The sequence below is a fragment of the Shewanella sp. SNU WT4 genome (assembly GCF_006494715.1).
Lineage (GTDB): Bacteria > Pseudomonadota > Gammaproteobacteria > Enterobacterales > Shewanellaceae > Shewanella.
Genome location: NZ_CP041151.1, coordinates 2020133 through 2034516, shown reverse-complemented (window position 1 = coordinate 2034516; position 14384 = coordinate 2020133). Strand labels below are relative to the sequence as shown.

The window sequence follows — 14384 nt, the reverse complement described above, 5'->3', positions numbered from 1 at the left end:
ATTCCGCATAAAAACAGTATTATTGTCTTAAAGCGGCCGAGTTGACAGCCAATGAGCAAGAGTTAATCTGTGGTTTAGCTCTGGTTTAGTAAAGGCATAAAAAAAGCGCCCGTAGGCGCTTTATTCACTAAGCCAGGTTATACCTTTTTCAGCAGCAATGAACCATTAGTGCCACCAAAGCCAAATGAATTACATAAAGCGTAATCAAATGAAGCTTGACGGGCATGATGAGGTACGAAGTCTAAATCACAACCTTCATCAGGGTTATCTAAGTTAATGGTCGGTGGTACGGCTTGATCTTTTAACGCTAATACTGAAAAGATGGTTTCAACTGCGCCAGCAGCACCTAACAGGTGGCCAGTCATTGACTTAGTTGAGCTCACCATCACTTTATAAGCATGATCGCCAAACACAGATTTAACCGCAGCAGCCTCAGCCTTATCGCCCGCAGGCGTTGAAGTACCATGAGCATTGATATAGCCCACTTGCTCAATACTGATACCACTGTCTTTAATCGCATTAACCATAGCTAATGCTGCGCCGCGACCATCACTTGGTGGTGATGTCATGTGAAAAGCATCGCCACTCATGCCAAAACCAACTAACTCAGCATAAATCGTGGCACCACGTGCTTTAGCACGCTCATATTCTTCAAGCACCATAACGCCAGCGCCATCACCGATCACAAAACCATCACGGTCTTTATCCCAAGGGCGACTTGCTTGCTCTGGTGACTCATTGCGAGTCGATAACGCTTTCGCTGCGCCGAAACCACCTACGCCTAATGGGCTAGTGACATCTTCAGCACCACCGGCCAGCATCACGTCTGCATCACCATAGGCAATGGTACGCGCCGCAAAACCAATATTATGCACACCTGTGGTACAAGCTGTAGTAACCGCGAAATTCGGGCCTTGCATGCCGTACATAATTGACAGGTGACCGGCAACCATATTAATAATGGTGCTCGGAATAAAAAATGGAGAAATCTTACGCGGGCCACCGTTAACAAGTGCGCTGTGGTTCTGTTCAATCAACCACATACCACCCATGCCGGCACCAATGGCCGTACCTACGCGCTGCGGATTTTCGCTATTCATGTCTAAGCCAGAATCTTTAATGGCTTGAACACCCGCGGCAATCCCGTACTGAATGAATAAATCCATTTTGCGAGCATCTTTCTTTGAAAGGTACTGCTCACAATCAAAATCTTTCACTGAACCACTAAAACGAGTCGTAAACTCGCTAGCATCAAATTTGGTTATCGGGGCAATACCACTCTTACCATCCAGCAATGCTTTCCAAGTGCTGTCAACAGTATTGCCGACAGGGGTCACCAGACCCAGGCCAGTTACCACTACACGACGTTTTGACACGCTAATTACCTTTATCTTGTTGGTGTGACAAGGTCACCGCCAGCTTAAACAAACTCAATAAATCTATTCTATCAGCACTATCAAACTTGATAGTGCTGAAACAAAAACAGGCGGCAATTGCCGCCTGTTTTCAGGAATTCAGTATTACTGATTCTTTGAAACGTAATCGATCGCTGACTGAACAGTAGTGATCTTTTCAGCTTCTTCATCAGGGATCTCAGTATCGAACTCTTCTTCCAGAGCCATAACCAACTCAACAGTGTCCAGAGAATCGGCACCTAAGTCGTCGACGAAAGAGGCCGCTGGTTTAACGTCTTCTTCTTTAACGCCCAGTTGCTCAATGATGATTTTCTTTACACGTTCTTCGATGTTGCTCATTAGTTTTCTTTCCTATTCAAATTACGCACTTGCGTAAGATTGCGAGTAGTTTATTAGATCTGAGAAACAATGCAAGTCTAGTTTTTGTGGTCTAACCACGTAATAAGGCTCAAATTGTTGATAAATAGCTACTCAAATTGCGACAAAATCTCAGTTTTTCAACGTTACACCATATACATGCCGCCATTGACATGCAAGGTTTCACCTGTGATGTAAGCCGCAGAATCAGAAGCTAAAAACACGACTGCATTGGCGATTTCTTGTGCCTGACCCAATCGTGCCATCGGCACTTGCGACATAATTGCCTGTTGTTGTTCAAGCGTCAACTCATCGGTCATATCTGTTTGGATAAAACCAGGGGCAATTGCATTGACTGTGATATTACGAGAAGCGACTTCTCGTGCTAACGACTTAGTAAATCCAATTAATCCCGCCTTAGCGGCAGCATAGTTGACTTGCCCTGCATTGCCCATGGTACCAACCACTGAGCCAATGTTAATGATGCGGCCATGACGTTTTTTCATCATAGGGCGCATAAGCGGCTTAGATAAACGGAATAATGACGTCAAGTTGGTGTCTATGATGTCTTCCCATTCATCTTCTTTCATTCGCATGAAAAGGTTATCACGAGTGATACCTGCATTGTTCACTAAAATATCAACATCGCCAAAATGCGCTTTAATATCAGCATACACTTGCTCAACAGAAGCGCTGTCGGTGACATTAAGCACTAAACCTAAGCCTTGCTCACCTAAATAGTCGCTAATGGCAGCCGCGCCCTTTTCACTGGTTGCGGTACCGACCACTTGGGCTCCGGCAGCCAATAAAGTTTGTGCAATCGCTTTACCAATACCGCGATTAGCGCCTGTGACTAATGCTACTTTACCGCTTAAATCCAATGCAATACTCATGCAACATTCCTTATAAAATCAACTCATTGACTGAAGCTATGTCGTTAATGGCGGCAGCTTTTAAGCTGCGATCGATTCGCTTAGCCAGACCGGTTAATACCTTACCAGGTCCACACTCAAATAACTGTTCAACGCCTTGAGATGCCATTAATTCAACAGTTTCAGTCCAGCGCACTGGGCAATACAATTGACGCACTAAGGCATCTTTAATAGCAGCGCTATCTTGCTCAATGGCAACATCAACGTTGTTAATTACCGCAATGGTAGGCGCTGAAAATTGAATATCTTCCAAAGTCACAGCGAGCTGCTCAGCCGCGCCTTTCATTAAAGCGCAGTGAGATGGCACGCTGACAGGCAAAGCCACTGTCATTTTGGCGCCAGCAGCTTTACAAGCAACAGCAGCGCGCTCAACAGCAGCCTTTTCACCCGCTATGACCACTTGGCCTGGGCTATTGTAGTTAACTGGGCTAACCACTTCGCCGTCAGCAGCCTCATTACAGGCATTAGCTATGCTGTCATTATCTAAACCGATAATGGCATACATGGCGCCAGTACCTGCTGGTACGGCTTGCTGCATAAATTGACCGCGCAGTTCCACTAACTTAACCGCATCAGTAAATGCCATTACGCCAGCACACACTAAAGCAGAATATTCACCTAATGAATGACCTGCTAACAGGCTAGGCATAGGTTTGCCACTGGCCACATACACGCGCCAAATAGCAACACTGGCAGTTAATAATGCCGGCTGGGTTTTATCGGTTTGATTTAATGCTTCTGTCGGTCCGTCTTGGACTAATTGCCATAAATCGTAACCTAAGACAGAGCTAGCTTCAGCAAATGTTTGTTCAACAATAGGGTGCTGACTTGCTAGTTCAGCTAACATGCCAACGCTTTGTGAGCCTTGACCTGGGAAAACGAAAGCAAAATTTTCCATTATTATTTTTCCTAATTGATGATAAGTTGCATAAGAGATGCAAGTTAGAAACGAACGAGCGCACTGCCCCAAGCAAATCCGGCACCAAAGGCTTCAAGTAGCAGTAATTGACCACGTTGAATACGACCATCGCGCACCGCTTCATCCAGTGCAATCGGCACAGATGCCGCCGAAGTATTACCATGCTTACCTAAGGTCACTACAACCTTATCCATGCTCATGCTTAGCTTTTTAGCCGTGGCCGAAATAATGCGAAAGTTAGCTTGATGTGGTACTAACCAATCAATCTCGCTTTTATCAATATTGTTAAGACGTAAAGTCTCGGTCACTACATGCGATAATTGGGTAACAGCAACCTTAAATACATCATTACCTTTCATAGTAATGAAGTTATTAACGTCATCAGTATCTAAGCCGCGAGATGGCATTGGGCACTTAAGTAAGTCGCCATATCGGCCATCAGCATAAATATGGGTATTGATGATGCCAGGCTCAGTGCTCGCGCCTACTACTGCCGCGCCAGCGCCATCACCAAATAAAATCACAGTGCTGCGATCTTCTGGCTGACAAAAACGTGATAACACGTCGGCGCCTATCACTAATACTTTTTTAGCCGCGCCAGTTTTAACAAACTGATCAGCAATCGATAAGGCGTACACGAAACCAGAGCAAGCGGCGGCAATGTCAAATGCAGGAATAGTACGCACGCCAAGTAAGGCTTGCACTTCACAAGCCGCAGCAGGGAAAGCATTATCAGCACTGGTGGTACCAACAATGATCATATCCAGTTCGCTAGCAGATATACCGGCCATTTCTAAGGCTTTTAAGCCGGCTTCATAGCCCATAGTGGCAACTGATTCATCAGCAGCGGCAATACGACGCTCGGAAATACCTGTGCGGTCAACAATCCATTGATCGTTGGTATCAACCATCTTTTCCAGATCCTGATTACTACGGACCTGCGCCGGGAGATAGCTACCGGTACCAAGAATTTTTGTATACATAAGGAGAAATCAGCTGTTTATGTCTAAAAGGATCGACTCTAAACGATCGTGGATCATTTCAGGGAGTCGACGTTGAGCCTCGGTCATTGCAAGATTAATTGCATGCAAAAAGGCCGCTTGATCGGCATTACCATGACTTTTGACTACAATACCGCGCAATCCTAACAGACTGGCGCCGTTATAGTGGTCGGGGTTCATCTGATTTAGCACCTTTTGGATGCGAGGCGCTATCAGTTTGGCCAAAAATCGAACGACAATCCCTTCTGTCAGTCCTTTTCTAAGTTGGTGCACTAAAAGTTTGGCAATTCCTTCTGATGTTTTGAGGGCAATATTCCCCACAAAACCATCACAGACAATGACATCAACACATCCCGTATAAATATCATCGCCTTCAATAAATCCGCTGTAATTGATTTGAGGCGTAAATTGCAGCAATTGTGCTGCTTGTTGCACTTGATCATTGCCTTTGATTTCTTCAATTCCGACATTGAGCAAAGCCACATTTGGCCGAGTTTGTTTTTCAACTAACTCATACAGCACTGAGCCCATCACAGCAAATTGAAATAAGGTTTCTGAGTCGCAACTAATATTGGCGCCTAAATCTAATAAATAGACCGGCTTGCCACTGGCCGACGGTAAACTCGTCACTAATGCCGGCCTATCAATGCCTGGTAGCATTTTTAATAAGACTTTGGCCATCGCCATTAATGCGCCAGTATTGCCCGCGCTTAAACACGCATCTGCATGGCCGTTTTTAACTTGCTCTAACGCCAGTCGCATGGAAGATTGTTTATTTTTGCGAAGTGCATGTGCGGGTCTTTCATTCATAGTCACAACATCTGAGGTATGAATGATCTTGATACGTGCGCGAGTATGCGCAGTGCAAGAGTAAAGCAAAGGGGATATTTGTAGCTCGTCACCGACTAACACTAAAGATAAGTGAGGGTGAGATGCCAGCGCCTGCAAGGCTGCAGGCACTGTGACTGGGGGGCCATAATCGCCCCCCATCACATCTAACGCAAGCGTCAGATTTTTCATCAGCTAAGCAACAATTACTTGTTGATTACCTTTTTACCACGGTAAAAACCATCAGCAGTTACGTTGTGACGTAAGTGCAGTTCACCGCTGGTAGCGTCTACAGACAACTGAGCTGTGCTCAGAGCGTCATGTGAACGGCGCATACCGCGCTTTGAACGAGATTTTTTATTCTGTTGTACAGCCATTGGCCCTGTCTCCTAGATTACTTGCTCTTCAGTTTTTCTAACACTGCAAACGGATTTGGACGCTCCTGTTGAGCGGATTCAATCTCGCCTACAACGATATCCTTGCTACCCAAACTACAATCAGCTTGTTCATGTAGTGGGATAATTGGGATAGCGATTATCAATTCATCTTCGATCAATTGATGCAGACGTACTTCGCCAATTTCATTGCACTCAATAGGGTCATACGCATCCGGGAGCTCATCGATTTCTGCTTCAGTCCGACAAGGACTAAAACAAAAGTCGACCGTAACCTCAGTGGTCATTAGTGTCATGCAGCGTTGACATTGCAGAGTGAGCTCCGTCACAGCCTTCCCTTTCAGGTAGACTATCCCCTGTAAATCTAAACCACATTCCAAAGACACTTTCACTTCGGAACAGTCGCCGGCACATAATTCACTCAATCGCTTCAGTTGCGAGCCAGGAATGTAGCCATGATAATTCAGACCACTGGTGGCTGCTCGTGTTGGATCAATTGAAACCGGTATCTTTACTGTTTGCATAAGGCGCGCATATTATAGTTTGGCGGTGCTGGAGTCAAAAGAAATTTATCAATATGAGAGACATGCTCTCATCAAGACAGACCAACACCCACCAAGAAATTGACGGACGCGAAATTCTACCCAAGGGTTGGGCTTGGCACAAGCACTGAACTCATAAAAAGCCCATGAATATCGTAATGGTTACACTCTATGCTCAAAAGTATATCAGCTATTGCACTGTCAACACCTTAAATGGACAATGTTGTCACTTTATCAGTCACTGACTTCTTGTATGACCCAACCTTTAATTTTGGCATCCACTTCAACATATCGACGCCAATGCCTCGAAAAACTCGCCATCGACTTTGATTGTCGCGCGCCTAGTACCGATGAAACACCAAATGCGGATGAGTCGGCACAGCAATTAGTGCAACGCTTAGCCATCGAAAAAGCCAAGACCTGCATTAATGTAGATAAGGCAGAATTTATCATAGGCTCAGATCAGGTTGCAGTGATCAATGGCACCATCATAGGTAAACCTATGACAGTCGAAAATGCCAAAGCCCAATTAGCCTTAGCCAGCGGCCAAGCGATCACTTTTTATACCGGCTTAGCTTTGCTCGATAGCGCTAATAATTCTTATCAAGTGATTTGTGAACCTTTTACCGTTAAATTTCGCCACTTAACGCCGATGCAAATTGCTAATTACATCCACAAAGAGCAGCCTTTATATTGTGCTGGCAGTTTTAAGTGTGAAGGCTTAGGTATTAGCTTGTTTGAATCTATGACGGGCCGAGATCCGAATAGCTTGATTGGATTACCGCTAATTGCCTTATGTGAGATGCTTGCCAATGTTGGCATAGATATATTAGGTGATCATCTATTGAAGTAACAGATGTAGAGAATGATTGCTAACCAAAGTAATTAGTCATAGCCGACAGTTTCTAACCGCCTCGTACCAGAACGTTGAATAGGTTATAACGTTATGATGCTATCATAGACTGAACCTTAAGCATTAAGCTGTTCATAAATTCCATCTAACGTTATGTCTTTCTTAGATTTTCTCTGTTGTGCTTTTGGGGCGTTCTTCGTTATATAACGGATCGCCCAATCAATCTTATCTATTATTTCTGACCATGATTTGTGGCTAATGCACTCAAATATGGGCAGCAGCCACACATCAACATTCTTTGCAGCCTTGAATAACGAAACTGAAGGCATTATCTGCAGTGCCGTACTGCGTCTAATGCACAATGCCAATAAACTGGCCCAGACTAAGCCATCAACGATGGCTTTTTGTGCTGTAGCAAATCGCTGCCAGTTAGTATGAGATTTCAACTCTTTAAACATCAGCTCTATCTGCCAGCGACAGCGATAAATTGCCATAATATCATCTGCAGAGTAGGTTTCTCGTGGCAGATTAGTAAGCCAAATGCAAAATCGTTGTTCTTCGGCAAACCAGCGTCTTATTACCCGAAATGTCTGATTGCCTCTACAAACCGCCAAATCAAGCACCTCTGTCCGATTGGTGCGGCGCGTAATCTCTTTGAGTTTTTTGCCTGCCAACTTAGTCAGTGTTCGACCTTTACAGTTCCTCGCTTCGATGACCGTCGGGTTGAGGGATTTGGCTCCCCGAAAAATGTAGAACCCTCCATGCCGCTCAAGCTCGGCAAAGTAATCAAAGTCTGGGTAACCTGCATCTGCTAGCAGCAATTTGTTGTCCATCGTTGCTGGTTTAGGAAGATAATCTCTCTCCGAAGCCGTGTCGGCACTAATCGTCATTGCAGTAGGACTAAAGGTTTTGAGAGACATGGTCATATGGCACTCTATCGCTGCAGGGTTACGCTTAAAGCGGCTTGGATAAACAGATGCCAACTGCCTATGAACGTGAAAAGAACTACCATCTTGGAGCAACACATCATTAAAACAAGACATCTTATCGGGTAATTGAGCACATTGCTGCCGGGCAAATTGTGCGATAGCAAACTGTACTAACTGACGCATGAATAGAGGAAAAGCTTCTTTTCTGAGCTGATTGTGAAAAGGTTTGTAAGCCACATTATCCATTTCGGTCAGACACATCCCGTTGAACTGCCTGAGCAGATCGGCAATTGAAGTACAATTCCCCTTACTGAGCGCCGAAATCAGACTGAGTACAAGTTGTTCGGGCAAAATCGCTCGACATCGTTTCATGAGGCCAATATTTTTTGCCGTTTTTTGAAGAAAGTGAGCGCTAAAGAATTGCATAAACTGCTTTTTAAGAGAGATAATCATCACTGGCCTTTTTGTGCTTGATGGTTTGTTTGGCGACAATTATCAGATCACAAATAAGGCCATTTTTCTATCTAAATAAAAGCGTTAACTCTTAAGATCCTGTCTATGATGATGCTATAACTTGGATAATTCAATGCCGCAGCATGGCTGCTGCGGTTACCATCAAACTAACAGTGCCACTTCCAAGCTAGGATACTTTAGTTAGCAATAAACCTTGTTGGCGACTGACTTTTTTGATAGCTAGAAAGAATGCTTACTGACGAAAGTGTGCGGCGAGGGCCTCTATACTATCGACAATAGCCATAGGCTGCTCAAGGGCTAACAAGCATTTATCTTGCGCGCCATAACTCACACCTATGGTCGCAACCTCAGCACTTTTCCCCATTTGCATATCTAGCCGTGAATCGCCAATCATGATAGTTCTTGCGGCATCTATGTTTAATTGCTGCATTATCTCATGCAGCATTTGCGGGTGTGGCTTACTACTGCATTCATCACTGGTGCGACTCGCCTTAAAATAATGACCGAGTCCAGTTTGTTGCAATGCCGTATCAAGTCCAACTTTAGATTTCCCCGTTGCTACCGCCAAGGTAAAACCTTGCTCGGTTAATTGCTGCAACAGCGATTCCACCCCAACAAATAAAGGCGTCGGCACAGCATCGACTTCAATGAACTGCTGCCTAAAAATATCGATTAACAATTGCGATGATAACGGCACTTGCGGAAATAAAGTGGCTAAAGCTTCAGCTAACGACAAGCCAATGATCGCGCGGGTTTGAGCTTCTGATGGCGCAGGTAATTGCAGGTGGCAAGCAAGTTTATCTACGCAAGCAATGATCTTACCGATTGAGTCCATCAGAGTGCCATCCCAATCGAACACGATAAGATCAAATTGCTGACGCATAGACTGCCTACTTCCTTTTAAGCTTAGACAACACAGTTTCGAGTAAGGGATCAAGCGGCGCTTTCACTACTTGAATTTCTTCAGTAGCTGGATGAATAAATTGTAATTGTGCGGCATGCAAGAATAAGCGATTCAGGCCATGCACACGCATAGAATCATCAAACTTTTGCTCACTGTATTTATCATCACAAGCAATCGGGTGCCCAGTAAACTGGCAATGGACACGAATTTGATGTGTTCGGCCAGTAATAGGGCTGGCTTGCACTAAGGTCGCACCATCATAACGCTGCATAATTTTGAAGCGAGTTTCTGATACTTTACCTTCAGGATTCACTCGAACAATGCGCTCTCCTGATTTTAAGGTCAGCTTGAGTAACGGCGCTTTCACCGCTTTATCAGTAGCTTGCCAATCACCGCGCACTAGTGCCAAGTAATCTTTTTGCATTTTCTTAGTGCGTAGTTGATCATGCATATGCTTAAGCGCACTGCGTTTTTTAGCCACCAAGAGTACGCCTGATGTGTCTTTATCAAGACGGTGAACGAGTTCTAAAAACTTTTGTTCTGGGTATAAGGCGCGCAATGCTTCAATCACACCATAATCAACGCCACTGCCACCATGAACAGCAATACCTGCAGGCTTATTAAGCACTAAGATATGAGAATCTTCAAATAGAATACGTTCTGCCAGTTGAGCCACGCGCGTCAGTTTTGGCGAGGGTGCATTTAATGTGCTAGATTCAGAAACCCGCACAGGTGGAATGCGCACGCAATCCCCAATCTGCAGCTTGTATTCGGGCTTAATACGCTTTTTATTAACCCTGACCTCACCTTTACGGATGATCCGATAAATCATGCTTTTAGGCACGCCTTTTAAACGGGTCACCAAAAAGTTATCAATTCTTTGGTCAAGGTTATCTTCATTAATGTCAACCAGCTCAACCTGGTGCTGTACTGTACTATTCGTCATATCTTGTCACTTAATCAAAACGACCCGCATTGTACAACAAGCCGTAAGATATTGCGGCTTTTCGTTGCTGATTTTTTTGATTGTTGCTATATTCTTACAGTTATTGGCTTTCGTGGCATTTTTTACACGTCAAATCACCAATATCAGGGCAGATAAGCAAGCTAAAATGGCACTTTACTTAGTCGCAAATGAATGATTTGCAAGCCGTAGTTTGAGTAGAAATTCGATAATACGCTTTTTACGGCTAAACAAGTTAAGAGTTCAATGACATCATTGATGCCAATTAGCGCTTGCTGCAACCGAATTCGACTATACGATAACCAGTCATCAGACCACGCTCTCGAACTCGGCATTAACGGATGAAACAAACATTTATGGAGTTGGTGTATACCGGTTCCTTGTTTTTGAATTACTAAAAAATAAGCCATAAATAGGTGTGACACGCAGCGATGCGTCGAACAGTGATGCACACCCCAACGCCAATTAGCAAGCCGTGAGGCTGAGCCAGAGTAATAGGCCCGTAATGCACCGAACGCGCTGTTTGGTGACGCGAAACAAGAAGAATCACGTCATCATGAAACGTATGTTAATCAATGCAACTCAATCAGAGGAGTTGCGCGTAGCCCTAGTAGATGGGCAACAACTGTATGATCTGGATATTGAAAGCCCAGGCCATGAACAAAAAAAATCCAACATCTATAAGGGTAAAATTACCCGCGTAGAACCCTCACTGGAAGCTGCCTTCGTAGATTACGGAGCAGAACGCCATGGTTTCCTGCCGTTAAAAGAAATTGGCAGAGAATACTTTCCTAAAGGTTACACTTTCCAAGGTCGTCCGAACATTCGTGAAGTTGTTCAGGAAGGTCAAGAAGTTATCGTTCAAATTGATAAAGAAGAACGTGGTAACAAAGGTGCTGCGTTAACGACTTTCATCAGTCTAGCCGGTTCTTATTTAGTACTTATGCCTAACAACCCTCGCGCCGGTGGTATTTCACGTCGGATTGAAGGTGATGAGCGTACTGAACTTAAAGCCGCGATTGCTGATTTAGACGTGCCAAACGGCATGGGATTAATCGTGCGTACCGCTGGTGTTGGTAAAGATGCTGCTGAATTAAAGTGGGATCTTAATGTACTGCAACACCACTGGGCAGCCATTAGTGAAGCAGCTCTGAGCCGCCCTGCCCCATTCTTAATTCATCAAGAAAGTAACGTCATAGTCCGTGCTATACGTGACTATTTACGTCGCGATGTCGGTGAAATCCTCATCGATCATCCTGCGGTATTTGAAGATGCTAAGATGCACATTGGTTTAGTGCGTCCAGATTTTGTTGAAAAAGTGAAACTTTACAAGTCTGAAGTGCCACTATTTACCCATTATCAAATCGAATCACAAATCGAGTCAGCGTTCCAACGCGAAGTACGTCTGCCATCTGGCGGCTCTATCGTTATTGACCCGACTGAAGCATTAACGTCTATCGATATCAACTCTGCCCGTTCAACTAAAGGCGGTGATATTGAAGAAACGGCTCTGAATACCAACCTTGAAGCGGCTGACGAAATTGCTCGTCAATTACGTTTACGCGATTTAGGTGGGTTGGTTGTTATCGACTTTATTGATATGACTCCAGTTCGCCATCAACGTGATGTTGAAAATCGCCTGCGCGACGCCGTAGCTCATGACCGTGCTCGCGTGCAATTAGGTCGTATTTCTCGCTTTGGTTTAATGGAAATGAGCCGTCAACGCTTACGTCCATCACTTGAAGAATCAGCGGCGCATCTATGCCCTCGCTGTCATGGTCAAGGCACTATTCGCGGCACTGAATCATTAGCGTTATCTATTTTACGTTTAATGGAAGAAGAAGCTATCAAGGATAACACTTCGCAAATCGAAGCCATTGTTCCTGTTGAAGTGGCAGCTTTCTTATTAAATGAAAAGCGCAAAGCGATTCGGATCACTGAAGAGCGTCATGGCGTTGAAGTGTATGTCATCCCAGATGCACATATGACCACACCTGACTATCGCGTTGTTCGTCACCGTCAAGATGATGAAAGCCAAGAAGTGAGCTACAAGCGCACCGAAAAGCCAGAGTCTGTCTTATATGAGCCAAGAAAACTTGAGCGTGCCGCAGCATCTCAGCCGGCATTAAAAGGTTTCTCGGCACCGACTCAGCCTATCGCGCCTGTAAAAGATAAAGTGGTTGCAGTTGAAGCTAAAAAAGTAGAACAGCCTGGGTTAATATCAAGACTGTTAAAAGCCTTAGGCTCACTATTTAGCAGTGATGCCGCGCCAGCTGCAGAACCTGTCGCTAAAACCGATGCACGTCCGCAAAATCGTGATAATCGCCGTCGTCGTAATGACACTCGCCGTAATAATGCAGCGGGTAGCAGCGACACAGCAGCCGCAGATGCTAAAGACAACCGTCGCAACAAACGCACTGATACTGCTACAACCACTGATGCGCCAACGCGTAACCGTGATAACAAGCGTGTTAAGCCTGAAGTGGCCAAAACCACTGAAGCTAAAATCGAAGTTAAAGCAAAAGAGCCAGTGACTGTCGTTGAAGCACCAAAGCAAGAAGCTGCGCGTGAACGTCGTCAACGTCGCAATATGCGCCGCAAAGTGCGTGTTGGTGATGAAGTCCAAGATGCGGTTGAAGTGCAAACTCTGGCGACCGAAGTTGAAGCGCCTAAGGCGACCAAGCCAGCTAAGCCTCGCCGTCAAAAGCCATTGGAAAAAGTAGCGGCTGAAGACAAGCAAGAACCTAAGCAAAATGAAGCGACTGAACAGTTAGCTCCAGTAAACGCTGCTGAAACCATTCCTGTGGCTGACGATGTTATCGCTAACGTCAATACCGCTACCCTGGTTTCTGATAGTCATGAAGCCATTGTAGTTGACACTGCTGCTGATAGTGACAATGTTACTGATGTGACTGATGACAAAGCAAAAGAAGGCCAACGTCGTAATCGTCGTAGCCCACGTCATCTGCGCGCCGCTGGTCAACGCCGTCGCCGTGATGAGCAAGATGCTGGTTTTGATGACACTCACGAAAAAGCCGTGTTCTTAACAGTTGAAGAGCAAAACCAAGTTGAAGAGCAAAACCAAGCAGCTGCCAATGCTCAACAAGCAATTGCGGCTAAAGCAGAAACGCCAGCGCCACAGCCAGTGGTTGTTGAATTGGTTGCTGAAGTGATTGAAGTTGCACCAGTAACAGCGCCTGCAGTAGAGACTGTGGTAAACGTTATTACTGAAGTTGTTGCTACTCAAACAGCCGTTGAAGTCACTGAACTAGCCGTTGTTAAGTCTGCGCCAGTAGCTACTAGCTCAAGAGTGTCATCATCAAGCAGCCAAGCACAAGCGACCTCACCAGCCAAAGCGGTTGCTGAAGCGGCTACGCCAACTGTGGTTGAAACTGTTGAAAAAGCAATTGAGACTGTTGTTGAACCAGTCGTTGCTGAAGTTAACGCGGTTGAGCCAGTAGTAGCTAAGACTGCAGCAGCTGTTGCCGTTGAAGCGAGTGCTCCTACTCAAACACAACCAGTGAAAACTCAGGCTACAGTAACATCTAAAGTTATTGCAGAAGCGCCAATGGCAAAACCTGCGGCAATTACGCCAACTAAACTGGATAAAGCGATTGTAGACTCTACGCCAGAAGTAGTGGTAAGCGCGCCAGTGGCAGCGACTCATAAACCTAAGGCTGCAAGTCGCTTTGGTACTATGGTAATGTCGACCACGACTAAACCACAGGTTGAAGTACGAGCACAAGTTGACGCCCCAAAAGGCCGTGAGTATCCAAGCCATCAAGTTGAAGACGAGGCTAAGTCTCCTCGTCAAGCCAATAGCGCAACATCAGAAATGGCTCGCCCATAATTAACGTCTGATAACGCATAA

13 protein-coding genes are annotated in these 14384 nt (G+C 45.1%); 2 read left to right on the top strand and 11 right to left on the bottom strand.

Going from position 1 to position 14384, the window contains the following annotated elements; genetic code table 11:
- Positions 1 to 137: 137 nt before the first annotated feature.
- The 8 genes from fabF to yceD form a co-directional block, all read right to left on the bottom strand.
- Positions 138 to 1376 (bottom strand): beta-ketoacyl-ACP synthase II, encoded by a 1239-nt coding sequence (gene fabF / locus FJQ87_RS09100; RefSeq protein ID WP_140932364.1) that lies wholly within the window; start codon positions 1374 to 1376, stop codon positions 138 to 140.
- A 144-nt stretch (positions 1377 to 1520) separates the two neighbouring features.
- On the bottom strand, positions 1521 to 1754 hold the full coding sequence (gene acpP / locus FJQ87_RS09095) for an acyl carrier protein (RefSeq protein ID WP_140932363.1): 234 nt from the start codon (positions 1752 to 1754) through the stop codon (positions 1521 to 1523).
- A 164-nt stretch (positions 1755 to 1918) separates the two neighbouring features.
- Positions 1919 to 2665, bottom strand: a complete 747-nt coding sequence (gene fabG / locus FJQ87_RS09090; RefSeq protein WP_140932362.1) for a 3-oxoacyl-ACP reductase FabG — start codon at positions 2663 to 2665, stop codon at positions 1919 to 1921.
- 10 nt (positions 2666 to 2675) lie between these two features.
- Entirely contained in the window at positions 2676 to 3602 is a 927-nt protein-coding gene (fabD, locus tag FJQ87_RS09085; protein WP_140932361.1) for an ACP S-malonyltransferase, read from the bottom strand.
- Between the two features lie 44 nt (positions 3603 to 3646).
- The gene (locus FJQ87_RS09080; RefSeq protein ID WP_140932360.1) at positions 3647 to 4606 is read right to left on the bottom strand and encodes a beta-ketoacyl-ACP synthase III; all 960 of its coding nucleotides are present in this window, start codon (positions 4604 to 4606) and stop codon (positions 3647 to 3649) included.
- Between the two features lie 9 nt (positions 4607 to 4615).
- On the bottom strand, positions 4616 to 5644 hold the full coding sequence (plsX, locus tag FJQ87_RS09075) for a phosphate acyltransferase PlsX (protein WP_140932359.1): 1029 nt from the start codon (positions 5642 to 5644) through the stop codon (positions 4616 to 4618).
- Between the two features lie 14 nt (positions 5645 to 5658).
- Positions 5659 to 5829 (bottom strand): 50S ribosomal protein L32, encoded by a 171-nt coding sequence (gene rpmF, locus FJQ87_RS09070; protein WP_011496728.1) that lies wholly within the window; start codon positions 5827 to 5829, stop codon positions 5659 to 5661.
- A gap of 17 nt (positions 5830 to 5846) precedes the next feature.
- Positions 5847 to 6371, bottom strand: a complete 525-nt coding sequence (gene yceD / locus FJQ87_RS09065; protein WP_140932358.1) for a 23S rRNA accumulation protein YceD — start codon at positions 6369 to 6371, stop codon at positions 5847 to 5849.
- 271 nt (positions 6372 to 6642) lie between these two features.
- Between yceD and FJQ87_RS09060 the strand changes: the two genes are divergently transcribed.
- Positions 6643 to 7242 (top strand): nucleoside triphosphate pyrophosphatase, encoded by a 600-nt coding sequence (locus tag FJQ87_RS09060; RefSeq protein WP_140932357.1) that lies wholly within the window; start codon positions 6643 to 6645, stop codon positions 7240 to 7242.
- A 116-nt stretch (positions 7243 to 7358) separates the two neighbouring features.
- Here FJQ87_RS09060 and FJQ87_RS09055 read toward each other — a convergent pair whose 3' ends face one another.
- The 3 genes from FJQ87_RS09055 to rluC all read right to left on the bottom strand — a co-directional run bounded on the left by FJQ87_RS09055 (position 7359) and on the right by rluC (position 10495).
- A complete protein-coding gene (locus FJQ87_RS09055; RefSeq protein ID WP_140932356.1) occupies positions 7359 to 8627 on the bottom strand; it encodes an IS4 family transposase in 1269 nt (422 codons plus the stop codon).
- 250 nt (positions 8628 to 8877) lie between these two features.
- Positions 8878 to 9528: an HAD-IA family hydrolase gene (locus tag FJQ87_RS09050; RefSeq protein WP_140932355.1), complete on the bottom strand. Its 651-nt coding sequence runs from the start codon at positions 9526 to 9528 to the stop codon at positions 8878 to 8880.
- A gap of 7 nt (positions 9529 to 9535) precedes the next feature.
- Positions 9536 to 10495, bottom strand: a complete 960-nt coding sequence (gene rluC / locus FJQ87_RS09045; protein ID WP_140932354.1) for a 23S rRNA pseudouridine(955/2504/2580) synthase RluC — start codon at positions 10493 to 10495, stop codon at positions 9536 to 9538.
- 574 nt (positions 10496 to 11069) lie between these two features.
- Between rluC and rne the strand changes: the two genes are divergently transcribed.
- The gene (gene rne / locus FJQ87_RS09040; protein ID WP_140932353.1) at positions 11070 to 14363 is read left to right on the top strand and encodes a ribonuclease E; all 3294 of its coding nucleotides are present in this window, start codon (positions 11070 to 11072) and stop codon (positions 14361 to 14363) included.
- Positions 14364 to 14384 lie beyond the last annotated feature (21 nt).

Coding starts and splice junctions, on each gene's coding strand:
- fabG (WP_140932362.1), bottom strand. CDS start 2,665: ATGAGTATTGCATTGGATTTAAGCGGTAAAGTAGCATTAGTCACAGGC.
- FJQ87_RS09050 (WP_140932355.1), bottom strand. CDS start 9,528: ATGCGTCAGCAATTTGATCTTATCGTGTTCGATTGGGATGGCACTCTG.
- acpP (WP_140932363.1), bottom strand. CDS start 1,754: ATGAGCAACATCGAAGAACGTGTAAAGAAAATCATCATTGAGCAACTG.
- rne (WP_140932353.1), top strand. CDS start 11,070: ATGAAACGTATGTTAATCAATGCAACTCAATCAGAGGAGTTGCGCGTA.
- yceD (WP_140932358.1), bottom strand. CDS start 6,371: ATGCAAACAGTAAAGATACCGGTTTCAATTGATCCAACACGAGCAGCC.
- rpmF (WP_011496728.1), bottom strand. CDS start 5,829: ATGGCTGTACAACAGAATAAAAAATCTCGTTCAAAGCGCGGTATGCGC.
- FJQ87_RS09060 (WP_140932357.1), top strand. CDS start 6,643: ATGACCCAACCTTTAATTTTGGCATCCACTTCAACATATCGACGCCAA.
- plsX (WP_140932359.1), bottom strand. CDS start 5,644: ATGAAAAATCTGACGCTTGCGTTAGATGTGATGGGGGGCGATTATGGC.
- rluC (WP_140932354.1), bottom strand. CDS start 10,495: ATGACGAATAGTACAGTACAGCACCAGGTTGAGCTGGTTGACATTAAT.
- fabD (WP_140932361.1), bottom strand. CDS start 3,602: ATGGAAAATTTTGCTTTCGTTTTCCCAGGTCAAGGCTCACAAAGCGTT.
- FJQ87_RS09080 (WP_140932360.1), bottom strand. CDS start 4,606: ATGTATACAAAAATTCTTGGTACCGGTAGCTATCTCCCGGCGCAGGTC.